The sequence below is a fragment of the Pseudomonas sp. 15C genome (assembly GCF_055484735.1).
Genome location: NZ_JBUDGD010000022.1, coordinates 31873 through 54425 on the forward strand (window position 1 = coordinate 31873; position 22553 = coordinate 54425).

14 protein-coding genes and 1 pseudogene are annotated in these 22553 nt (G+C 59.1%); 1 reads left to right on the forward strand and 14 read right to left on the reverse strand.

The window, feature by feature from the left end; translation table 11 throughout:
- Nucleotides 1–49 precede the first annotated feature (49 nt).
- A complete protein-coding gene (locus tag ACYYKW_RS13660) occupies nucleotides 50–2692 on the forward strand; it encodes an RHS repeat domain-containing protein (RefSeq protein WP_464990358.1) in 2643 nt (880 codons plus the stop codon).
- Nucleotides 2693–2850: 158 nt separating this feature from the next.
- Here the strand turns inward: ACYYKW_RS13660 and ACYYKW_RS13665 are convergent.
- From ACYYKW_RS13665 to nuoG, 14 genes and pseudogenes are all read right to left on the reverse strand, one after another.
- Nucleotides 2851–3153: pseudogene (locus tag ACYYKW_RS13665) on the reverse strand (OprD family outer membrane porin); the annotation flags it as partial.
- A 198-nt stretch (nucleotides 3154–3351) separates the two neighbouring features.
- On the reverse strand, nucleotides 3352–6141 hold the full coding sequence (locus ACYYKW_RS13670; RefSeq protein ID WP_464990359.1) for an RHS repeat domain-containing protein: 2790 nt from the start codon (nucleotides 6139–6141) through the stop codon (nucleotides 3352–3354).
- Nucleotides 6132–10757: a SpvB/TcaC N-terminal domain-containing protein gene (locus ACYYKW_RS13675; protein WP_464990360.1), complete on the reverse strand. Its 4626-nt coding sequence runs from the start codon at nucleotides 10755–10757 to the stop codon at nucleotides 6132–6134. Before ACYYKW_RS13675 ends, ACYYKW_RS13670 begins: the two co-directional genes overlap by 10 nt.
- The gene (locus ACYYKW_RS13680) at nucleotides 10754–11062 is read right to left on the reverse strand and encodes a hypothetical protein (RefSeq protein WP_464990361.1); all 309 of its coding nucleotides are present in this window, start codon (nucleotides 11060–11062) and stop codon (nucleotides 10754–10756) included. Before ACYYKW_RS13680 ends, ACYYKW_RS13675 begins: the two co-directional genes overlap by 4 nt.
- A gap of 489 nt (nucleotides 11063–11551) precedes the next feature.
- On the reverse strand, nucleotides 11552–11866 hold the full coding sequence (locus ACYYKW_RS13685) for a helix-turn-helix domain-containing protein (RefSeq protein ID WP_464990362.1): 315 nt from the start codon (nucleotides 11864–11866) through the stop codon (nucleotides 11552–11554).
- The gene (locus ACYYKW_RS13690; protein ID WP_464990363.1) at nucleotides 11856–12206 is read right to left on the reverse strand and encodes a toxin; all 351 of its coding nucleotides are present in this window, start codon (nucleotides 12204–12206) and stop codon (nucleotides 11856–11858) included. The genes ACYYKW_RS13685 and ACYYKW_RS13690 overlap by 11 nt, the downstream gene beginning before the upstream one ends.
- Nucleotides 12207–12520: 314 nt before the next feature.
- Nucleotides 12521–13984, reverse strand: coding sequence for an NADH-quinone oxidoreductase subunit NuoN (gene nuoN / locus ACYYKW_RS13695; protein WP_093100567.1), 1464 nt, complete (start codon nucleotides 13982–13984; stop codon nucleotides 12521–12523).
- Between the two features lie 7 nt (nucleotides 13985–13991).
- Nucleotides 13992–15524, reverse strand: a complete 1533-nt coding sequence (nuoM, locus tag ACYYKW_RS13700; protein WP_090284379.1) for an NADH-quinone oxidoreductase subunit M — start codon at nucleotides 15522–15524, stop codon at nucleotides 13992–13994.
- A 39-nt stretch (nucleotides 15525–15563) separates the two neighbouring features.
- Nucleotides 15564–17417 carry an NADH-quinone oxidoreductase subunit L gene (gene nuoL / locus ACYYKW_RS13705; RefSeq protein ID WP_336355931.1) on the reverse strand — a complete coding sequence of 618 codons (1854 nt, stop codon included), beginning with the start codon at nucleotides 17415–17417 and terminating at the stop codon, nucleotides 15564–15566.
- Nucleotides 17414–17722: an NADH-quinone oxidoreductase subunit NuoK gene (gene nuoK, locus ACYYKW_RS13710; protein WP_003180046.1), complete on the reverse strand. Its 309-nt coding sequence runs from the start codon at nucleotides 17720–17722 to the stop codon at nucleotides 17414–17416. The genes nuoL and nuoK overlap by 4 nt, the downstream gene beginning before the upstream one ends.
- 3 nt (nucleotides 17723–17725) lie before the next feature.
- Nucleotides 17726–18226, reverse strand: a complete 501-nt coding sequence (gene nuoJ, locus ACYYKW_RS13715) for an NADH-quinone oxidoreductase subunit J (RefSeq protein WP_090284375.1) — start codon at nucleotides 18224–18226, stop codon at nucleotides 17726–17728.
- Between the two features lie 9 nt (nucleotides 18227–18235).
- Entirely contained in the window at nucleotides 18236–18784 is a 549-nt protein-coding gene (gene nuoI / locus ACYYKW_RS13720) for an NADH-quinone oxidoreductase subunit NuoI (protein WP_016775283.1), read from the reverse strand.
- An 11-nt stretch (nucleotides 18785–18795) separates the two neighbouring features.
- Nucleotides 18796–19803: an NADH-quinone oxidoreductase subunit NuoH gene (nuoH, locus tag ACYYKW_RS13725; protein ID WP_206416385.1), complete on the reverse strand. Its 1008-nt coding sequence runs from the start codon at nucleotides 19801–19803 to the stop codon at nucleotides 18796–18798.
- Nucleotides 19800–22514: an NADH-quinone oxidoreductase subunit NuoG gene (gene nuoG, locus ACYYKW_RS13730; protein ID WP_464990364.1), complete on the reverse strand. Its 2715-nt coding sequence runs from the start codon at nucleotides 22512–22514 to the stop codon at nucleotides 19800–19802. Before nuoG ends, nuoH begins: the two co-directional genes overlap by 4 nt.
- Nucleotides 22515–22553: the final 39 nt, after the last annotated feature.

Consider the following 22553-nt stretch of genomic DNA (forward strand, 5'->3'; position numbering starts at 1 on the left):
GCAAAAGCGCTCACTCTTCACCCATAGGTGCGAAAGGACGCTTGTGACCATGGATGTTCATCACGACACCGCCACGCCGACGCTATCGGTCATCGATTCCCGTTCGCTGATGATCCGCAGCGTCGGTTACTGCCGGCGTCCGGACTCGCCCGACATCGACCCGCGCATTACCCGGCAAGTGTTCGATGCAGCGGGGCGTCAGGTGGCATCGTGGGATCCACGATTGTGGGGAGCGGCGCCGAAGCCGAACCTGGCCACCACGTACGGATTGAGCGGGCAGGCATTGCTGACGGACAGCGTCGACGCCGGGTGGCAGTTGAGTTTGCCGGATCAGGCCCGCTCATTGCGTAGTTCCTGGGACGCCCGAGATAGCGAATGCCATCGCGACTATGACGACCTGCAGCGCCCGATTGTTGTGACGGAGCAGGCCCGTAGCGAACCGCCTCGTGTGGTTGAGCGATTGAGCTATGCCGATGCGGATGATGTCTTTGCCCAGCACAATCAGTGCGGTCGCCTGATCCGCCATGATGACCCGGCGGGCACCCGGCTCATCCGCGACTATGGTTTGGCCGGTGCCGGGCTGGTCGAATCGCGGCGCATGCTGACGGACCTCGATCTGCCAGACTGGCCTGGCGACCCTGAACACCGTGATGTGTTTCTGGAGGCGCAGTCCTACGTCACCCGCTACGTGTTCTATCCGACGGGCGAATTGAAAGAGCAGACCGATGCCATGGGCAATGCCCAAACGCGGCAATACAACGTGGCGGGACAACTGTCCGCGACATGGCTTCTCCCTGGCGGTGAAGGTAAGCCACCCACACGTCTGGTCAGTGATATCCGTTACAACGCGCATGAGCAGATCGAACATGAGACCGCCGGTAATGGTGTCATGACCCGCGCAGAGTACAGCCCTGAGGATGGTCGGCTGCTGAAGCTCAGCGCAGCCGCCGGCGAACAAACACCCCTGCAGAATTTGCATTACGTCTACGACCCGGTGGGCAATATCGTCAGCCTCGAAGACAAAACCCAGGCCGTGACTTACTTCAATCACCAGCGCATCGAACCGGTCAGCCGCTATCGCTATGACAGCCTGTATCGGTTAGTCGAGGCCAAAGGCTGGGAAGTCAGCCAGCCGAGCCATGGCCCGGCATTACCGGATCTGCTGCCCACACCGCTGGACCCGAAGCAGCGGCGCAACTACACCCAGACATTCGCCTACGACGCGGCGGGCAATCTAGTCACCCGCCATCACAGCGGTGCACCGGTTTTTTCGATGTTCACCTCTGCTTGCAGCAATCGAAGTCTGGCCCAGCGCGACGATGGCTCTCTACCGGGAGAACCGCAGATTTCGGAAGGGTTTGATCTCGCTGGCAATCAGTTGGAATTGCAGCGCGGACAGGCCATGAGCTGGGATGTGCGCGGTCTATTGAGACGAGTGACGCTGGTGCGACGCCGGGACGAGCCGAATGACGACGAATGTTATGTTTACGATCGACCCGGCCATCGCTTGCGTAAAACATGCCTCAGCCAGACATCCGGGCAAACCCTGAAATCAGAAGTGCGTTATCTGCCGGGTGTTGAGGTGCATCGCGAAGCGAACGGAAAAGAGCGGCATGTGATCAGTGTCGAAGCCGGGCGTAATCAGGTGCGAATGCTGCATTGGCCTGAGGGCGTTGAGGGCGATCAACTGCGTTACAGCCTGAGTGATCATCTCGGTTCCAGCACTCTGGAATTGGACGACGGCGCAGGAATATTGAGTCAGGAACACTATTACCCGTTTGGTGGTACGGCGTGCTGGGCAGGTAAAAGTGCCTTGGTGGCGAAGTATAAAACCATCCGTTATTCGGGTAAGGAGAGGGATGCAACCGGGCTTTATTATTATGGATATCGATATTACGCACCATGGTTGCAGCGATGGGTGAATCCGGATCCAGCGTGGTACGTTGATGGGTTGAATTTATTTCGTGTATTGAGGAACTCGCCCGTTTCCCTGCGGGAGTACACAGGACTTAGTCCGGTGCCTCCAAACGACGTAACGACTAAGCAAGAGCACCCCGATCAAGTTGATGATTTCTTAAATGACTTACCGCGTGACGCTCCTGATGAGATCCCCGAGATTAATACGGTGAAGGTCAATGAGGAATTTTTGAGTCGTGTTTCTGATTATTTTCAGAATAACATTGACCGAATTACGCAACTCAATACGCTTCTGGAGCACAAGCCTATAGACGCTGTAAAAATCAGCTCTGGCAGAATGATTTTTCCTGAGGGCCATGGAAGTGGCGGGCAGGTCATCAAGGACGAATTTATCAATGAATATCACCCGTCAGGAGTTTGGATTTTCAGAGGTAATTATAAAGAAAGCAAAACGAAGCAGTTTTTTGCAAGTGATGTTCAGCTGGTTCAGGTTGCATATATGGGTATAACTGATTACCCATCTATGATGGTTCGTAATGAAGTGAAGAACAAGGAAACGTTGGCGGCAACCGAGAAATTTGCAAGTGATTCTATTGAGTTGAAAGAAGCTTTTTTCACAACGCCCAATGGGAAAAATACTGCGCAAATTTTGAAGGCTTTGGATATGGAAGCCACCAGCGTCAAAAGATCTGTTTCCCCTCACGCTGATTTTCCAAGTTTTTATATCGCTGTAAGACCAAAAGCGCGGGGCGTGCTAGAAAAACCAAATCTTTGAGGAATCTGAAGCAGATGCTGAGTGGCGATTGATATCGAAGGTCTGCTAAGCAGCCCTTCGATATCAATCGCCTCAACTTTGCATCATGCAATGTGCCAAAGCGAATGCTCATCGCCAGCAGGCGGACTGCCACAGTCGATTTTGTGTCCGGCTTCGAAACCGGTGTCGAGTTTGAGCCCGATCATCGCAAACGCATCGACACCGACGCCGACGGTGCCTTGAGTGAAACCGGATTCGAACTTGCTGATCACGGCATGCGCCCAGGCTTCGGAATAACCGTTGCCGGTGGGGCTGGACTGACCATTGCGATGATCACGATTGAAGTAGAAATTGCGGTTGAGCACCGTCAGGCTGCTGCCTTCGACAAAGCCTTCGGGCTTGTCTCCAGCACACACCATGGACGGCCCGGCGCCGACCACCACCGCTAAAGCGGCAATCGATATTTTCGTAGGGTTAACCATCAAACACTCCTTGGGTTCGGCAGAACGGGAACGTGCTTCGGCGTGGGTTTTGTTGTTCGGCGGAGCAGGGGCTGCCGGCATGGTCGCCGGGTGACATCGTTGCAAGCTGCGGATAACGCAGAGGTGATGGGGAATTACAATTTCGTCATGTAATGGGAATCCTGCGTCGTTCTGGTGTTTTATCTGGCTCCTGGAAGTCTATGCGTTCGACAACTGCCTGGCCTGATCAAGACCGATCATTTGTACTCTTTTGGCATAATTTGAGCCGGGCTTGGCCATTTGCTTTTGTAGATGGCGACGTTCGGAATGTGTAATCGGGTTATAGGATTTTCCATAGACCGCTCCGGCGTCTTTGTAAGGTTTGGTTGTAAACGTTTCTTGTGCAAACTCTTTGAACACAAAATCGGGGGATCGGGCAATGACATCCAAAAACACCACGCCTGAGTTTTCCCCAGCTTCAGAGGTGCCTGCCATCCAGTCCAACGCCAGCTTTGAGAATTGACGGAACTGCCAGTTGATCACGGCGTCTCCTGCTTTGATCGAACTGGCAGTGCGCAAGGAGAACAACGCCTCGGGACTGTCTTGTAGCGTTGAAGTAACATGTTGGACATCGTGCTCCGACAGCGGCTCACGTAGGTTTTTCTTCCAGAATTGGCCGACTTCCTTGGTGGATTTTGTTTCATAACTCTGGATTTTTCGGGTGATATCAAATGCCGCAGCGTTACTTTTCAAATAGTCGGACCAACCTTGCAGCAACTTTCGGGCCTCTGCAGGAGTACCTTGGTAACTGGGGGTGGCCTGCATAAAGTAATCGACGTTGTCGTCTTCTACTTCAATGCCTTCGCGGATCATTTCATTGAACCCTTCAAAGTCAGAAGAAGCGTTTTCCATATTGATTTGGAGAGCGTCATTGATTTCATCGATACGAACGAAGCTTTGTTGTGGCGACGCTGTGGCAAGGCCATTCAGGACACGTGACCTGACATGTTCAAATCCATATAAAAGCGTCACCGGCGCCAAGCCTTCGACATCTACCCACATGATCGGGTTATTGCGGACAAAACGATAAAGGTTCAAGCCATCAACATCCGCCGCTGGATCAGGATTGATCCAGCGTTGCATCCACGCCACGTAATACCTGAACCCATAGTAATAAAGCCCCGTCGCATCGCGCTCTTTGCCCGAATAGCGCAGGGTTTTATAACTCGCCTCGATTTCCCCGCGCCCGGCAAACCATGCGGTGGTGCCGAAAGGGTGATAACGCTCATGACTGATGATCTGGCCCGTGAGGTCGAGTTCCATCGTGGAGGAACCCAAATGGTCGTTGAGGCTGTAACGCAGTTGATCGTTGGCGATGCCTTGGGGCGGTTCGGATTCCCAGTGCAGAACCTGCACGCTGCTACGCCCGGCCTGAACACTGATGACCTGCAACGTTTCGCCCGTGCCGCTGTGGGTGCGGATTTGCAGATTCGGCAGATAACGTACTTCAGCGATCAGTGTCCGGGCGTTGGTTTGGATCTGCTGCACTTTGCGCAGGCGCATGCCGTCGGCACCGTACTCGTATCGCTCGAGATCGCCAGCCGCTCCGTCACGCTCAACAGGTCGGACTTCGCGCAGCTGGTTGCGCAGATTCCAATGTAAAGACTGCCCCGGTTGCAGGGCGAGCAGATTGCCGTTGGCATCGAAGCCGTTACGGAAATCTTCTTCGTCCGGTTCCACGCCATCCAATACGGGTAGGCAGCGGTTGCTTTGGGCGGCGGCGAGCAGGCGATGGCCATGTCCTTGCGCGCCTCCGTGAATCAGTTCCAGCAGGTTGCCACCGCGATCATAGCGATAGGTCTGGGTGTACTGGGTGACTGCGGCCGGGTCGTTGAATGCCGAAAACGACGGGCCCTGATTGGCGCCACCAGCCTCCCATCCCGTTGCTTTGACCAACTGATAGAGGCTGTCATGCCCATAGCGGTTGATCGGCTCGATGCGCTGGTTGGCGAAGTAGCGAACCGGCAGTGCGGCGTCGTTGATGCTGATGACATTGCCGACCGGGTCATAGGCATAGTGCAAGTCTTGCAGCAGTTCGTCGTTGCGTCTGGCTTGCAGTCGGGTCAGGCGACCATCTTCGGACGCATAGTGCAATACGGTGATCACGCCGTTGCCGGCGGTTTCCTGCTCGGTCTGGCCTTGTGCGTTGTACTGGATGGCGTTGACCAGAGTTTTCGGTTGGGGTTGTTTATCCAGTTGCAGGCGCACTTCGTGCAACTGTCCGGCGAGGCTCAGTGCGAAGAACTGGCGGTGACCTTTGGCGTCAGTCTGTTCAATGGTTTCGCCCAGGGCATTGAAAACCGAACAGCTCGTAGCCCCTGCGCCGGGTTCGAGCGAGACGTCGCGGTCGGGCAGCGATTCGGGCCAGTCGGGAGAATCGAGTGAGCGCAGAAAATGCCGAGTCTGCTGCACAACCCCACCTGTCAATCCGAACTGTTCGAACAACTGCGCGCCGGCCGGATCATCGTGCCGAATCAGTTGCCCGCACTGATTACGTGCGGTGAGCGTCGGATCGCTGCCGCCATAACCATAACGTTCGGCGCACAAAGGCTCGCCATCGTGCGCGTGTTCGAACACTGCCAGTGGCCGCAGCTGTTCGTCGTACTCGATGCTGCGTTGGCTGCCCCGGCCATCCCAACCGTGTAGCGGTTGACGTGCTTCGCCCAGCAGGCTGACGCGCCAGCCGGCGTCGACACTGAGCGTCGTCAGCGCCTGTCCCGTCAGTGAATACACCGTGGCGAGGTCGGCTGGGGCTGACGCGTCGGCGAACAAGCGCGGGTCTCGCTGTGCCACCAGCCGCCCGGCAGCGTCATGGTGACGGGATGTGATGCGCGCCTCGGGTTCGCTGGCGTCCTCGCGCCAGTAGGCCACCTGCCGCACTGGTAAGCCACGGTTGTCGGTGACGCTCAGGTGCGGCGTCTGTGCGTGGATGCCCGGATTCACGACCACCAGTTGCGCCGCCGTTGTTCCGGTGGAGGCTCGAACAAATCATTTTCGTCGAAGGCCACGTTGCACCAGATCCAGTACCAGACTTGCCGGCGCAGGTGTTTCATCGTCGGCGGATTGCCCTGCAGCATTTGTTTCGCCAGCACGGTTTCGGTCGGACGTCCTGCGGCGTCGTAGAACTGCTGATCATGAAAGGCATGCGCGCGCATTGACCGGTCATTGATGTAGCGCGGCTGATCGGCGAAGTAGGGCCGGTAGATCCGCACTTTTTCACCTTTGTTGTTGTATTCCACCGGTTCGCTGACGCGCCAGCGTCGCGGTACCTCGGCTTCTATCGGTTGGCCGTTGGCGTTGAGAATCAACTCGCCGTTTTCACCGACCTGCCAGGATATGCCCGATTCTACTTCCTGCTTGGTCTGCAACGAGCGGCCGAAGCCGTCGAGGCAGGCGATACTGACCCGCACTTGCATCTCGGGGTCATCGGGATAACGGTCCGCCAGCAGCGCGACGGAGTACACCGGTTCGCGTTGCGCTGCGTCGATCTGCTGCCGCAGCAGCGTCTCGTTGGCGTCGGGATTTTCCAGACCGGCGAGGTGTTGTCGGGCGTGATCGCAAAGGTGCCCGCTGGGCAGTATGAAACCGTGATTCTTTGCCCACTCCAACCAGTCCGGTGCAGGTGGCGGGTTGCGTGAGATGCGGCCCATCCAGCTGAAGGTGTCCCAGAAACTGGCGCTGGCGAACCGGCCAATGGCGTTTTTCGGGTCGGCAATGGCACCCATCGGATCGCGATCCGGCGGCGGCACGTAGCTGCTCAATGGGTCGAAGCCCACCGGCTCGCCCAGTTCGGTGCCATGGAAACTGGTGACCAACGGCTCGCCGAACGCGTTGTAGCGCGCTTCCTGGATATTGCGGTTGGCGTCTTCGATGGACGCTGGCAGAAAGGTGCGGTAATCCACATCGAGGCTGCGGGTGGTGCAACCGTCGGGCAAGGTCACGGCGGTGGTCAGGCACCCGTACGCGTCATAGATGATCAGGGTTTCGCCGTGACTACGGGTTTCGCGGTATTTCTCCAGGTTATAAAAGCTGTCGAACCCGTGGTAAGTGGGGAAGCCTCGGTGCACCGACCACAAATAGTTCTTCGCATCGTCCGGATCGGCGATTGCGGTCTCTGCGGCTGTCGGCAAAAACAGCGGCATGATGTGATAGCCGACTTCTGGCGATTCGAGTTTTTCTTTCAGATTGAAGGGCATTTCGCCGTCGGCATTCTTGAGTTTGTCGTAAGCGCTCAGGGCGATGGCATCCAGTTCCGCCCTTTCCCCATACCCCGGCAGACCCGCAAAGGTGGCCTCGCCGGGTTCAAGGGTCTGAGCATTTTGCGGGTTGATATAGCGCTGCAATGACAGGCTGGCCAGCACGGCCTGTTTCGCCCATTCGCCGTCGTCGCCGCTCATCTGCAAGAAGTGTTCGTGGTTGATCTGCTGCGCGCTCAGCGCGGCTTTTTCCAGCACCAGTGCATTGCTGCGCTGCTGGAAGGACAGGCGCAGGCGCCATGCCTCGATATCCGGCAGGTGGATCGGTTGCGCTCTGACTTGGCTCAGATACCATTTCTGTTGCGCATCGTCATGGGCGTGGCGCCACCAGTTCTGCTGACGTTCATCGCTGAACGGTGGCGTGTCGGCGAGGGTCCGGCGTCGCGCATAATTCACCGTGAAACCATGCAGGCTGCTGCCGTAGGCGTCCCACTCAAGGCTCAGTTGGTGCTGACACAACGGATCGTCAGCCAGCGATGGCTCGTATTGGTAGCTCAGCGATTCGACATCCAGCGGCAAGATCACCGCGTACGGTTGATATTTGCTTTTAGGCCGTAATATCCGCACGCCGTAGCGATGCTCCTGTACCACATAGGGCACGGCGGTATCCGGGTTATCGTCCGCCGGGTAGACCTCCGAGCGCAGCACCCGGCCGCTCAAGGTACGGGCGATCTCTCGGGCGCTGTCGTCATCGGCCACTGTGAAGGATTGCGCCGAACCGTCATTGAAATGGTAGTTCTGCAGCAAAGTCGGCTTGAGCTCGACCGCTTCCACATCGCCGTCGTAATAACCGGTTCTCGGCGGATCGATGGCCTCGCCGGTGTGGAACCAGGTCTTGCTGAGGATGGGCGCGGTGAAGCCGGCGGTCGCACGTTCGGCTGGCGATGCTTCGGTGTCGTTTTGCAGCAAAAGACGAAAACCGCGGAATTCGCGCTCGAAGCGGTCGTAGTAACCGCCGCGATAGCTGAAGATTTGCATCAGCCTGTTGCCGGTGATTTCATCGCATTGGGTTTGCCGACTAACCAAATGCATGGCCATCGGCAGTGCTGAAACCGGGTTGTCGACCCCTTCGGCGATCTGCTCACGTTTTTCATCCAGCCATTCCTGCGCCGAGCTGCGGTAAGTCACGCCGCTGCTGGCGCCCATGTTGTTGCAACTTCTGTTCAATAAATACGGCTTGACGTTGACGAAGTCGTAATGCCAGTGGCGGGGCGACATGTGCGGCAGCGTCACGATCAGGCTGGAACAGCCGAGGCCTTGCAGGTCGGCGCTGCTGACCTGCCAGAGCCGGTCGTAGGCGAGGCCCTCCGGCCAGGGCAGATCGACTGAGTTCTGCGCAAAGCCGCTGCCAGCCTGATTCATGAACACCCGCAGGCGCGCGGTTTCCAGGTAGATCAGATCAGCCGCACCCGAACCGTCGAGGTCGGCGAGCAGCACTTGGGAGGCATTGAATTCGCTGTAGGCGAAGGGCAGGGCGCACAGCACAAAACCCTTGCCGAAACGCCCACGGCCCAGATTCGGCCAGCATTTGACTTCGTTGTGACGGATGCGCACCAGATGTTGCTGACCACTGCCAATGACATCGGCGAACGCAACGACTTCGGTCGGGCTGTTGCTGAGCACGGGCAGGTAATCGTCGTCGCCCGCGGCGGTTTTTTCTCGATGAGGTACATCGATGGCGTCGGTGAATCCTGCTGCGCGACGGTTGGCATACAGGCGCACGCTGCGCGGGCCGATCAGTGTCAGGTCGCTCAGGCCGCCACCCACCAGGTCTGCAGTCTGTGCCATCGGGTGGAAAAACTCGCCGGGAAATGCATCGAACGGCACAAATCCCGACCAGTTGCGGTCCGGGCCGAGGGTGAAATATCCGCACATGCCCGGCGTGGCGAGGACCCAGTTGAGCTTGCCATCGCCGGTCAGGTCGGTGAGGGACTGACGAATCGGTTTGCCAGAGTCAGCCGTCGGCACATGTTCGAGGCGTTTCCACTCGCTGTAGACGACTTCGTCGCCGCCGGCCTTTGCGCGCAATGGCTCGCGGTAATACCAGGCCTGGTCATAGCGACACAGCACACCCGACAGGCCTTCACCGTACAGGTCGACCATCTGATACTGCTGACCGTCGTTGAGGCCGGGCATGTCGAGAAATTTTTTCCAGCCCTGGGGTGTCGGGGCGAGGTCGAACGCGTTGTAGCTGAACTCCATGGGCGGTCGGCTTTCGATCTGGCCGAGCCCGTCGTAAGCCTGCTGGTGAGCGGCAATCAAGTGGTTGTAGCCAAGCAGATCGGAGCGATATTGCAGGAGCAGGCGCTGCACCAGCACCGGCTCATCGCCCAGCTCTTCGGGGAAATGATGAAACATCAGCACTTGTCGGCACAGGCGTCGGTTACCTAATTCGAAACCATAGGCGTAGATCCAGTAAGGGTCGCTGCGCTCGGGCCAGGGCTGCTGCTCGGCAAAGGTCGGCACTGTTTCAAGATCGCTGCTGCGCTCGCCATAGTCGAACAGCAGCTGAAAGTGCCACAGCTGGTTTTCCCAACTGCCGGTGTCCCAGGCGTACAGATGCGCAAAAGCCTTTTCGTTGCCGTAACACACGCGTTTGAGATAGCGCTGAGCTCGGTAGTCACGATACTGCGGGGCAGCGGGGAGGTCTGTTTCGGCCTTGTACTCGTAGACGATGTGTTCACCACGGGTATTGAGGCTTTCCTCGATCATCCACACGCCGACACGCTGCGGGTCGTTCGGATCGGCCCGGCGCGAATTGGCGGTGCTGCCATAAATATGCAGGCTGCCGTCGGCGCCGTGAAGCAGCCAGAAACCGGGCTTGTCCACCAGGGTCGACCAGTGCTCGATCAGGGTGAAGGCACCCTCGACCCGCGGCCAGTGACGCACGACGGAATAGGTGGTGGGCAGGGCAAGGCCGTTGTAGGTTCTGGCGCTGCGGGAAATCAGCTCGCCGTCGCTTTCATTGCGCTCGGGCATCCACACATCACCGTCAGGGCCCACCACCTGGTCGCTGCCGTCATACGCCGGCACGCCATTGACCGTGCGCAGGGTTACCGCGTCGACCGTCAGTTGCCAGCCGATGCCGCAGGGGCTGTTGCCGGTGCTGCTGCTGTAACCCAGCCCCAGCGCAGGGGCAAAACCACGCCCGGTTGAAATCGGCAAAAGCAGTTCGAGCGACGCCGTACCCTTGCTGCCTACGCCGGCCGAACCCTTGCCGATGCTTTGAATGGCGCCGCCACCCTTGGGCAGGGCCGGGGTGTTGATTTGCATCGTCGATTGGTGCGGCGGCTGCTGGTGTTCATTCATAGCGAACCACCTTTGCAGCGGGCGGTGTAGCTGATGTGCACGATGATGTCTGGGACAGATTGGAGCATCGCCAACTGGGCAGTCGGGTTGGGGAAGGTCAGGCTCCAGTGTGATTTCGCATCGGCATTGGCATCGCTGTACCGGGCCAATTGACGAGCGGAGGCGGACCTGGGCAGGCGCACGATATCGAAGATTGAGGTGAAGCCCATTTTCTGCATGGCGGCTGCGAAGCCGCGGCGGCCTCTTTTCAACGGGGCGTCGGACTTGATGAGGGCGTTCATCAGCGAGGGGATGTCGTCGGCCATGAGTGTGCAGCTCCTACCAGATGAGGTGGCATCAGGGGAATGCCTGGTAGGGTCACGCTAACGAAAAATGGGAGAGTCGTAACCTGTCAGACCTGACAGGTTGGTCGTGTTTCTTTATACCTTTTCATAATTTTTTTAATTTTTTTTGGCTTTTGAGTAATAAGTCTGCATGCACTTTATCGTGGGGACGTGAATTGATCTTCGCTGGTTGGCTTCCATGAGGTGAAAAAATGGTCGAGTGCCGACTCCTCATGGTTGCGGCGAAAACGTAGATGGCTCCCATCTGGCAGATGTCTACGTCAATGGTGAAGAGTGGGCATTGAATCACGCTTGGCGAATCGGCAAGCACCAAATTCGAGTTGTTCAGACAATTAACGATGTACCGTCTACTGTAAAGCCCTGATCAAACTTCTGGACGGACTCAACGCCCTTTCTTATCGAGCAAGGGCGTTTTTTATTCCACCAGACAGGTGGATTGAGCCTTCAATTTCAGCTCAGTGCCGCCAGCTGTTCGATCGTCTGCGGAAAACGTTCGACCAGACGAATCAATGTCGTCGCTTGGGCATTGGGCGTAGCTCGACCTTGTTCCCAGTTCTCGAGCGTGCGGGTGTTGGTGCGCAGATACATCGCGAACACCGATCGGGAGAGGTTGAGCTGTTGACGGATGGCGACCACTTCTTCGGCGGTGATCGGCACCAGTTTGGGCAACTGGACCTTGTGGGTGCGCAGCGTGATCTTGCCTTGGCGCTCATCGGTCAGGGCGTCGAGGCCATCCATCAGTTCGGAAAAAATGTCACGTTTCATAGTGGGTTCTCGTGTTGAGTTCTCGATCCAGCGTTTGCCTGAACAGTTTTCTCTGCACCGGCGTCAGGTCGTCTTGATCGCTTTTGCTGTAGACGGTGAACAGCCAGAACTGATCGAAGCCTGACCACCAGTAATAAATGATGCGTAATCCGCTGCGCTTGCCTTTGCCTCTTCGTTGATCGCAAAAGCGGATTTTTCGTAGCCCTCCGGTTTCCTCGATGAGATCGCCTGCTTCGGGGTTTTTCAGCAATTCCAACTGAAAACTGAGGAACAGGTCCTCGTCCAGGTAATCGTCGCGGTGCTTCTGAAACGCAGGGAGTTCGATAAAAAGAGCATCCATGTTTTGTACGCTGCCTACGTATAGTGTTGTCCTGAAAAAGCGAATCGGTCAAGGCTTCCGAGCCATCCATTTCGCTGCTTATTCAACGCTAGACGCCGGTAGCAAAAACACCTGTAGGAAGCGTCAACAGGTGGGGTGAGAAGGTTCGATAGAGGGGAGGAGAGACATCGCAACTGGCGTGTGGGAAAAAGACCTCGACTCCGTAAGCCGGACCGGACGCGGCGCTCGCCACGTACTGTTTGCTGCGGAAAACCCGCGCAAAAAAAAACGACACCCGAAGGTGCCGTTTTTTGTTTCCAGTTCTAACAGAGCAATCAGCCCGCCAGTCCCGCCTGTTGTACCAGCACCAGCAATGGCTGCGGATAGACACCCAGGAAGAACGCGACCAGGGCGATGGCCAGCAGCATGACGCCGCCTGCCTTCTGTTCCCAGTGCAATTGGGCGTCGTGGCGCCGCAGGTTCGGCTCGATCAGGTACAGGGTGACCATCACGCGCAGGTAGTAGAACACGCCGATGGCGCTGCCCAGCACCAGCGCACCGACCAGCCACCATTGGTGCGATTCGACACCGCTGGCAATGATGTAGAACTTGCCAATGAAGCCTGCGGTCAGCGGGATACCGGCCAGCGACAGCATCATTACGGTCAGCACGGCGGTCAGGTACGGACGGCGCCAGAACAGGCCGCGGTATTCGTACAGGGCGTCGGCGTCGCGGCCGTTGTACGGCGACGACATCAGGGTGATCACGCCGAAGGCGCCGAGGCTGGTGATCACGTAGGTGACCAGGTACACGCCGATGGCTTCCACCGCCAGACCCTTGCTCGCCACCAAAGCGATCAGCAGGTAGCCGAAGTGCGCGATGGACGAATAACCGAGCAGACGCTTGAGATTACTCTGGGTCAGGGCCAGCAGGTTACCGAACAGGATCGACGCGACGGCGATGACGCTGAGCACGTCGCTCAGCACACCGCTGCTGGCGGCAGGGGAGATCTGGAACAGACGCACCATCACCGCAAACACCGCCACCTTCGAAGCCGTGGCGAGGAACGCCGCCACCGGGGCCGGCGCACCTTCGTAAACGTCCGGCGTCCACAGGTGGAACGGTACCAGCGACAGCTTGAAAGCCAGACCGATCAGCATCATGCCCAGGCCCAGTTGTGCCAGCGAACTCGGCAGACCCGTTGCAGCCAGCGCCTGACCGATACCGACGAAGCTCAGCGAGCCTGCGTCCGCATACAACAGCGCCATACCGAACAGCAGGAACGCGGAACCGGCCGCCGACAGCACCATGTACTTGATGCCGGCTTCCAGCGAACGCTTGTTGAAGAAGGCGTAAGCCACCAGACCGTAAACCGGTACCGACAGCAGTTCCAGGCCGATGAACAAACCGGCCAGGTGCTGCGCGCTGACCAGCACCAGACCACCGGCGGCGGCCATCAGGATCAGCAGGTACAGTTCTTCGCGGTTGCCCGGGTAGCCCGAACCGCCATCACCCAGGTAGGCGTGGGCGAGGGTGACGCAGGCGAGGGTGGCGACCAGGATCAGCGCCATGTACAGACAAGCGAAGGTATCGATCTGCAGCAACGGGGTCACGGCCAGCGGCGCGACTTTCAGCGCCGGCAAAATCGACAGCAAGGCCAGGTTCAGACCAGCGACCGAGATCAGGAAGGTCTGCGAGTGGTTGCGGCGCCAGGCGATTGCCAGCATCACCACGATAATGGTGAGGCTGGTGATCAACAGTGGCGCAAGCGCAATAAAGTGTTGAATCGTGAATTCCATAGCGCTCTTACCGGGCCGAAGCGAGTTGAGTGAAGGCGGTGCCGAGCCACTGCTGCACGCCATGCATCGTGGCGGCAGAGGTGTCGAGGAACGGTTGCGGGTAGACGCCGAGGTAAATCAGCAGCACCGCAAGGCCGAGCACCATGATCAGTTCGCGTGCGTCCATACCGTGCAGCACGGTGTCGGATTTCGACGGGCCGAAGTAGGCACGGTGGATCATGATCAGCGAATACACCGAACCGAACACCAGACCGGACGTTGCAATGGCTGTGACCCATGGAGCGCTGGCGAAGGAACCGATCAGGATCAGGAACTCGCCGACAAAGTTACCGGTACCCGGCAGACCGAGCGACGCCGCCGCAAAGAACAGGCTGATCGCCGGCAGGTATGCTATACGCGACCACAGGCCGCCCATCTCACGCATGTCACGAGTGTGCAGACGCTCGTACAACTGACCGCTGAGGATAAACAGGGCCGCCGCCGACAGACCGTGCGCCAACATCTGGATCACTGCGCCCTGCAGGGCCAGTTGGCTGCCGGAGTAAATGCCGATCAACACGAAACCCATGTGGGAAACGGAGGAGAAGGCGATCAGACGCTTGATGTCGGTTTGAGCGAAGGCCAGGAACGCACCGTAGAAGATCCCGATCAGACCGAGGGTCATGGCGATCGGCGCAAACTCGGCCGAGGCATTCGGGAACAGCGGCAGGGCGAAACGCAGCAGGCCGTAGGCCGCAGTTTTCAGCAGGATACCGGCGAGGTCGACGGAACCGGCCGTCGGTGCCTGGGCGTGGGCATCAGGCAGCCACGAGTGGAACGGCACCACGGGCAGCTTGACCGCGAAGGCGATGAAGAAACCGAGCATCAGAATGTACTCGGTGGTCATCGACATCTTGGTTTTCAACAAATCGGCGTAGTTGAAGGTGATCACGCCAGTGTTGTTGAAGTTGACCAGCACCAGACCGAGGATCGCCACCAGCATGATCAGGCCGGAAGCCTGAGTGAAGATGAAGAACTTGGTTGCTGCGTAGATCCGGGTTTTCTTGCCGTCCGAAGAACTGTGACCCCAGAGCGCGATGAGGAAATACATCGGCACCAGCATCATTTCCCAGAAGAAGAAGAACATGAACAGGTCGAGGGCGAGGAACACGCCGACCACACCGCCCAGGATCCACATCAGGTTCAGGTGGAAGAAGCCAACGTGACGTTGAATCTCTTTCCACGAGCAGAGTACCGAAAGGATACCCAGCAGGCCGGTCAGCAGGATCATCAACAGCGACAGGCCGTCGAGGGCCAGGTGCACGTTGATGCCGAAACGCTGGATCCAGACGTGCTTGAACTCAAGCGCCCAGGTCGGGTCGGCGCCCGGCGCCGGTGCAAATGAATAGTCACCGTGGGCCCACAGCCAGAGGCCGAGGGCGAGTTCCAGGGTCATGGTCAACAGCGCAATCCAGCGCGGGAGGGTAGCGCCGAAGCGCTCACCCATCCAGCACAGCAGGCCGCCGATGAAGGGGATCAGGATTAGCCAAGGCAGAATCATGACGGGCTCGTTTCCTTTCGCAAATTCGCAAGGTTCATATCAGACCGCTACCAGCACGATGGCGCCGATTACCAGCACGGCACCAGCAGCCATCGAGGCGGCATACCAACGCAGTTGACCGGTCTCGGTACGGCTCAGGGCAGTGTGACCCCCCTTGGCCATACGCGGGATCAGACCGATGGTCTGGTCGAGCGGGTCTTTGCGCAGTACATGGCTGATCGCAAGGTACGGCTTGACGAACAGTTTGTCGTAGATCCAGTCGAAGCCCCAGGCAGCGAACCACCAGGCCGAAAGGAAACGGCCGATGCCGCTGTTGGCGATCGCCGTGACGAAACGACGCTTGCCAAGGAACAGCAGGGCCGCCAGCAGGATACCGGCCAGGGCGATGGCGCCCGAGGCGATTTCCAGACTGTGCTTGGCTTCGCCACCGGCATGCCCGACGCTTTCTGGCAGAACGCCGTGCAGCGGCGGCACGATCATCGCGCCGACGAAAGTCGACAGAACGATCAGCACCGACAGCGGCAGCCAGTGTGCGATGCCGTGACCAGCGTGGGCTTCGGTCTTGGCTTCACCATGGAACGTGATGAAGATCAGGCGGAAGGTGTACAGCGACGTCATGAACGCACCGACCAGACCGGCGTAGAGCAGACCGTGGTTGCCGCTGGCGAACGCTTCCCAAAGGATTTCGTCCTTGGAGTAGAAGCCTGCGGTGACCAGTGGCAGCGCGGCCAGTGCAGCACCACCAACGATGAAGCTGGCGTAGGCCAGTGGCAGTTTCTTCCACAGACCGCCCATCTTGAAGATGTTCTGCTCGTGATGGCAGGCAACGATCACCGCACCGGAAGCAAGGAACAGCAGCGCCTTGAAGAAGGCGTGGGTCATCAAGTGGAAAATCGCGCCATCCCAGGCACCGACGCCCAGCGCCAGGAACATGTAGCCGATCTGGCTCATGGTCGAGTAGGCGAGGATACGTTTGATGTCGGTTTGAACCAGAGCGGCGAAACCAGCGAGAACCAGCGTCACGCCACCGACGATCCCGACCAGGTGCAGGATGTCCGGTGCCAGGGTGAACAGACCGTGGGTACGGGCGATCAGGTAGACACCGGCGGTTACCATGGTCGCAGCGTGAATCAGTGCCGACACCGGGGTAGGGCCGGCCATCGCATCGGCGAGCCAGGTTTGCAGCGGCAGTTGTGCCGATTTGCCGACCGCACCACCCAGCAGCATCAGGGTGGCCAGGGTGATCCAGAAGTCGCCGACCTGGAATTTCTGCGGTGCCAGCACCAGCAGTTCCTGGATGTTCAACGTGCCCACTTGCTGGAACAGGATGAACAGGCCGATGGCCATGAACACGTCACCGATCCGGGTCACGATGAAGGCCTTGAGCGCGGCATTACCGTTGTTGCGGTTGCTGTAGTAGAAACCGATCAACAGGTACGAGCACAGGCCCACGCCTTCCCAGCCGAAGTACAGGAACAACAGGTTATCGCCGAGCACCAGGAACAGCATGCTGGCGATAAACAGGTTGGTGTACGAGAAGAAGCGCGAGTAGCCCGCTTCGCCGCGCATGTACCAGGACGCGAACAGGTGGATCAGGAAACCGACGCCGACCACCACGCCGAGCATGGTGATCGACAGGCCGTCGACGTAGAGGGCGAAATCAGGCTTGAAGCCTTCCACCGCCATCCACTGCCACAGCACCAACGTGTAGTGACCGCCTTCGGGAGGCGCGACGTTGAATTGCCAGATGACGTAAGCGGTGACGATCGCCGACAAGCCAATGGAACCCACGCCGACCAGCGCCGAGAGGTTTTCCGACCAGCGTCCACGGGAGAACGACAGCAGCAGGAAACCGATTAAAGGAAATACGAAAGTCAGAAAGATCAGGTTCATCCGCGCATCTCACTGGCAGCGTCGATATCGAGCGTGTGGAAGCGGCGATACAGTTGCAGCAGGATCGCCAGGCCAATACTGGCCTCGGCGGCTGCCAGGCTGATCACCAGGATGAACATGATCTGTCCATCCGGCTGCGCCCAGCGGGCGCCCGCAACGATGAAGGCCAGGGCAGAGGCGTTCATCATCACTTCCAGACTCATCAACACGAACAAAATGTTGCGGCGGACCATCAGGCCGACCAGACCAAGGCAGAACAGGATGCCGGCTACGGCTAAACCATGTTCGAGAGGGATAGCAGGCATGTCTTACTCCTTCGCCTCGTTACGGCCCAAATGGAACGCCGTGACGGCTGCGGCGAGCAGCAGCATCGAGGCGAGTTCGACCACCAGCAGGTACGGGCCGAACAGGCTGATGCCCACGGCCTTGGCGTCTACGGTGGTGTGGCCGATGGCCTGACCGCTCTGGTGAGCGAACAGCACATACAGCAGTTCGGCCAGCAGCAGCCCGGCAAGAATCACCGGTCCTGCCCAGATGCCGGGCTTGAGCCAGGTGCGTTCCTGCTGAACCGAGGCCGGGCCCAGGTTCAGCATCATCACCACGAACACGAACAGCACCATGATGGCGCCGGCGTAGGCGATCACTTCCAGTACACCGGCGAACGGTGCGCCGAGGGCGAAGAAGGTCATGGCCACGGCGATCAACGAGATGATCAGGTAGAGCAGGGCATGCACAGGGTTGGTGTTGGTGACCACACGAAGCGTGGACACCACCGCGATACCCGATGCGAAATAGAAAGCGAATTCCATCGTTCTTCCTTAAGGCAGCAAGCTCTTCACGTTGATCGGTTCGGCTTCGTTCTGCGCAGCGCCTTTCGGCTTGCCAGCGATTGCCATACCTGCAACACGATAGAAGTTGTAATCAGGGTTTTTGCCGGGGCCGGAGATCAACAGATCTTCTTTCTCGTACACCAGGTCCTGACGTTTGAACTCGGCCATCTCGAAATCCGGGGTCAGCTGGATCGCGGTGGTCGGGCAGGCTTCCTCGCAGAGACCGCAGAAAATGCAGCGCGAGAAGTTGATACGGAAGAAGTCCGGGTACCAGCGACCGTCTTCGGTTTCAGCTTTCTGCAGCGAGATGCAACCCACCGGGCACGCCACGGCGCACAGGTTGCAGGCTACGCAGCGTTCTTCGCCATCGGGGTCGCGGGTCAGGACGATGCGGCCACGGTAGCGCGGCGGCAGGTAGACCTGTTCTTCCGGGTATTGCAGGGTGTCACGCTTGCGAAAGCCATGGCCGAAGACCATGACCAGGCTGCGCAACTGGGTACCGGTACCCTTAACGATGTCGCCAATATATTTGAACATGGGTCAAATCCTCACTGAACCGCAACCGCAGGCGTGTTCAACAACACAACCGCAGCGGTCACCAGCAAATTGATCAGGGTCAGTGGCAGGCAGAATTTCCAGCTGAAATCCATCACCTGGTCATAACGCGGACGCGGGATGGACGCGCGCAGCAGGATGAACAGCATGATGAAGAACGCGGTCTTCAGTGCGAACCAGACGAAGGACAGTTGCGGCAGGATGCCGAACGGACCGTGCCAGCCACCGAAGAACAGGGTGACCAGCAGCGCCGAGATCAGGATGATGCCGATGTATTCACCGACGAAGAACATGCCCCATTTCATACCGGCGTATTCAATGTGGTAACCGTCAGCCAGTTCCTGTTCCGCTTCCGGCTGGTCGAACGGGTGACGGTGAGTCACGGCGACGCCAGCGATGAAGAAGGTACAGAAGCCGAAGAACTGCGGAATGATGAACCACAGGTTCTGCGCCTGGTACTCGACGATGTCGCGCATGTTGAACGAGCCGACCTGCACCACGATGCCCATCAGGGCCAGGCCCATGAACACTTCGTAGGACACGGTCTGCGCCGAGGCACGCAAGCTGCCCAGCAGGGCGAACTTGTTGTTGCTCGACCAGCCGGCGAACAGCACCGCGTAGACCGACAGCCCGGCCATGGCGAAGAAGAACAGCAGGCCGATGTTCAGATCCGCCACGCCCCAGGTCGGGGTGATCGGGATGATTGCGAAGGCGATCAGCAGGGCCGACATGGCCACCACCGGTGCCAGGGTGAAGATCACCTTGTCGGCAAACGGCGGGGTCCAGTCTTCCTTGAAGAACATCTTCAGCATGTCGGCGGCGATCTGGAACATGCCGAACGGGCCGACGCGGTTCGGACCGTAACGGTCCTGCCACCAGCCCAGCAGGCGACGTTCGACAAAGCTCAGCAAGGCGCCCGCGACCACCACGGCCAGCAGAATCACGATGGCTTTGACGACCGTCAGGATCACATCGATCACTTCGGGGGTGAACCAGGTCATTGCGCTGCCTCCTGCAGACCGTCGACGGACACGCCAGCGAATGCCGGTGGAATGCCGGCTATGCCCGCAGGCAATGCCACCAGACCAGCGCCCAGTTCTTCATTGATGCGCAGCGGCAGACGCAGGGTCTGGCCGGCCACGTTCAGGCTCAGCAGGGCACCGTCGTTGACGCCCAGGCGATCCGCTTCGGATTTCGCCAGTGCCACGTAAGGTGCCGGAATGCGCTCTTGTACCGGTGCGGCTTTCGAAGAGTTTTCTTCGCTGCCGAACAGGTGGAAGAACGGCACGGCTTGCCAGGTACCCGGCGCCGGGTTGAAGGCACGCGGCGCGGCGGCGAACCAGTTCAGCGAGTCGCCGGTGCTTTCGATCAGGCGGGTGCCCGGATCGCCAGCACGCAGGTGACCACCGACTTCGTCCTGGAACTTGTTCCACGCTTGTGGCGAGTTCCAGCCCGGCGACCAGGCAAACGGCACCTGCTGACGCGGTTCGGCAGAGCCCGAGTAACCTTCCATGGAGAAGGCAAACGCGGTGTCGTGGTCTTGCGGCATGCGTGGTTCGTGGACACTGATGTCGGCGCGCATCGCGGTGCGACCGGAATAACGCAGCGGCTCACGCGCCAGTTTCAGACCCTTGATGCGGAACGCCGCCGACGGCGCGGCATCGACGATACGCGCCAGCTGTTCGGTGCTCGAAGCCACGGCAGCGGTGACGTGGTCGAGTTGCGTCCAGTCGATCGGCTGGTTCAACAGGGTTGCGCGCAGGGCGTGCAGCCAGCGCCAGCCTTCGTGAACGAGAATGCTCGCGTCCAGATATTGCGGATCGAAAACCTGGAAGAAGCGCTGGGCGCGGCCTTCCTGGCTGACCAGCGTACCGTCGCCTTCGGCGAAGCTTGCCGCTGGCAGAACCAGTTGCGCGCGGTCGGTCGTGGCGGTTTTCTGATGGTCGGCAACGATCACTGTTTTCGCAGCGTTCAGGGCAGCGTCGACCTTGGCTTTGGCGGTGCGGGTGTACAGATCGTTTTCCAGCACGACGATCGCATCAGCCTTGCCGTCGATCACCGCTTGCAGCGCGGCGTCGACCGATTCGCCACCGAGCATGGCCAGGCCGAGGCTGTTGGCTTCCGGCACGATCAGGCTGATCGAACCGTTCTTCTCGCGCAGCTTCAAGGCTTTGGCGATGTTTGCCGCGGCTTCGATCAGCGCTTTCGAACCGAGCGAAGTGCCGGCAATGATCAGCGGACGTTTGGCCGCGAGCAGGGCGTCGGCGATGCGCTGGGCCAGTTCCAGAGCTTCGGCGTCCAAGCCTTCAACGGCCGGGGCGCTGGCATCCAGCGCGTGAGCAACGGCGAAACCGATGCGTGCCAGATCATCGGGAGCGGCGTGTACGCATTCTTCGGCGACGTCGTCGAGCTTGGTTTCAGCGAGGCTGGCGATGAACAGCGGGTTCAGCGCGTGCTGACCGATGTTCTTCACCGCCGCGTCGAGCCAAGGCTGCACGCGCATGGCTTCAGCCATGTCTTCAGCCTTGCCCTTGACCGATTGACGCAGGGCCAGTGCCATGCGCGCGGCGGTCTGGGTCAGGTCTTCGCCGAGGACGAAGATCGCATCGTGATCTTCGATGTCGCGCATGTTCGGTACGGGCAGCGGGCTGTCTTTCAGCACCTGCAGGACCAGACGGATGCGCTCCAGTTCGGAGGCTTCGATACCCGAATAGAAGTGCTCGGCGCCGACCAGTTCGCGCAACGCGTAGTTGCTTTCGAGGCTGGCACGCGGCGAACCGATACCGACGATGTTGCGGCCGCGCAGCAGGTCGGCGGCTTTATCCAGCGCGTCGTCCAGGCTCAGCTTGGTGCCGTCGGCCAGCAGTGGCTGACGTGGGCGGTCGGTGCGGTTGACGTAGCCATAACCGAAACGGCCACGGTCGCAGAGAAAATACTGGTTCACCGAACCGTTGAAACGGTTTTCGATGCGACGCAGTTCACCGTAACGCTCGCCCGGCGAGATGTTGCAACCGCTCGAGCAGCCATGGCAGATGCTCGGGGCGAACTGCATGTCCCACTTGCGGTTGTAGCGCTCGGAGTGGGTCTTGTCGGTGAACACACCAGTCGGGCAGACCTCGGTGAGGTTGCCGGAGAACTCGCTTTCGAGGGTGCCGTCTTCAACGCGACCGAAGTACACGTTGTCGTGGGCGCCGAATACACCGAGGTCGGTGCCGCCGGCATAGTCCTTGTAGAAACGCACGCAGCGGTAGCAGGCGATGCAGCGGTTCATTTCGTGGGAAATGAACGGGCCCAGTTGCTGGTTCTGGTGGGTGCGTTTGCTGAAGCGATAACGGCGCTCGTTGTGGCCGGTCATCACGGTCATGTCTTGCAGGTGGCAGTGACCACCTTCCTCGCACACCGGGCAGTCGTGCGGGTGGTTGGTCATCAGCCATTCGACGACACTGGCGCGGAACGCCTTGGACTCTTCATCGTCGATGGAGATCCAGGTGTTGTCGGTGGCGGGCGTCATGCATGACATGACGATGCGACCACGGGTGTCGTTCTCGTCGGTGTACTGCTTGACCGCGCACTGGCGGCAGGCCCCGACGCTACCAAGCGCGGGGTGCCAGCAGAAATATGGAATGTCGAGGCCCAGCGACAGACATGCCTGTAACAGGTTGTCTGCCCCGTCGACTTCGAGCGCTTTGCCGTCTACGTGGATAGTGGCCATGGTTCAAAGGTCTTCGTTGGCCCGGTGTCAGCGGGCGTG

Coding starts and splice junctions, on each gene's coding strand:
- nuoL (WP_336355931.1), bottom strand. CDS start 17,417: ATGAACCTGATCTTTCTGACTTTCGTATTTCCTTTAATCGGTTTCCTG.
- ACYYKW_RS13675 (WP_464990360.1), bottom strand. CDS start 10,757: ATGAATGAACACCAGCAGCCGCCGCACCAATCGACGATGCAAATCAAC.
- nuoN (WP_093100567.1), bottom strand. CDS start 13,984: ATGGAATTCACGATTCAACACTTTATTGCGCTTGCGCCACTGTTGATC.
- nuoI (WP_016775283.1), bottom strand. CDS start 18,784: ATGTTCAAATATATTGGCGACATCGTTAAGGGTACCGGTACCCAGTTG.
- ACYYKW_RS13680 (WP_464990361.1), bottom strand. CDS start 11,062: ATGGCCGACGACATCCCCTCGCTGATGAACGCCCTCATCAAGTCCGAC.
- nuoH (WP_206416385.1), bottom strand. CDS start 19,803: ATGACCTGGTTCACCCCCGAAGTGATCGATGTGATCCTGACGGTCGTC.
- ACYYKW_RS13685 (WP_464990362.1), bottom strand. CDS start 11,866: ATGAAACGTGACATTTTTTCCGAACTGATGGATGGCCTCGACGCCCTG.
- nuoK (WP_003180046.1), bottom strand. CDS start 17,722: ATGCCTGCTATCCCTCTCGAACATGGTTTAGCCGTAGCCGGCATCCTG.
- ACYYKW_RS13690 (WP_464990363.1), bottom strand. CDS start 12,206: ATGGATGCTCTTTTTATCGAACTCCCTGCGTTTCAGAAGCACCGCGAC.
- ACYYKW_RS13660 (WP_464990358.1), top strand. CDS start 50: ATGGATGTTCATCACGACACCGCCACGCCGACGCTATCGGTCATCGAT.
- nuoG (WP_464990364.1), bottom strand. CDS start 22,514: ATGGCCACTATCCACGTAGACGGCAAAGCGCTCGAAGTCGACGGGGCA.
- nuoJ (WP_090284375.1), bottom strand. CDS start 18,226: ATGGAATTCGCTTTCTATTTCGCATCGGGTATCGCGGTGGTGTCCACG.
- nuoM (WP_090284379.1), bottom strand. CDS start 15,524: ATGATTCTGCCTTGGCTAATCCTGATCCCCTTCATCGGCGGCCTGCTG.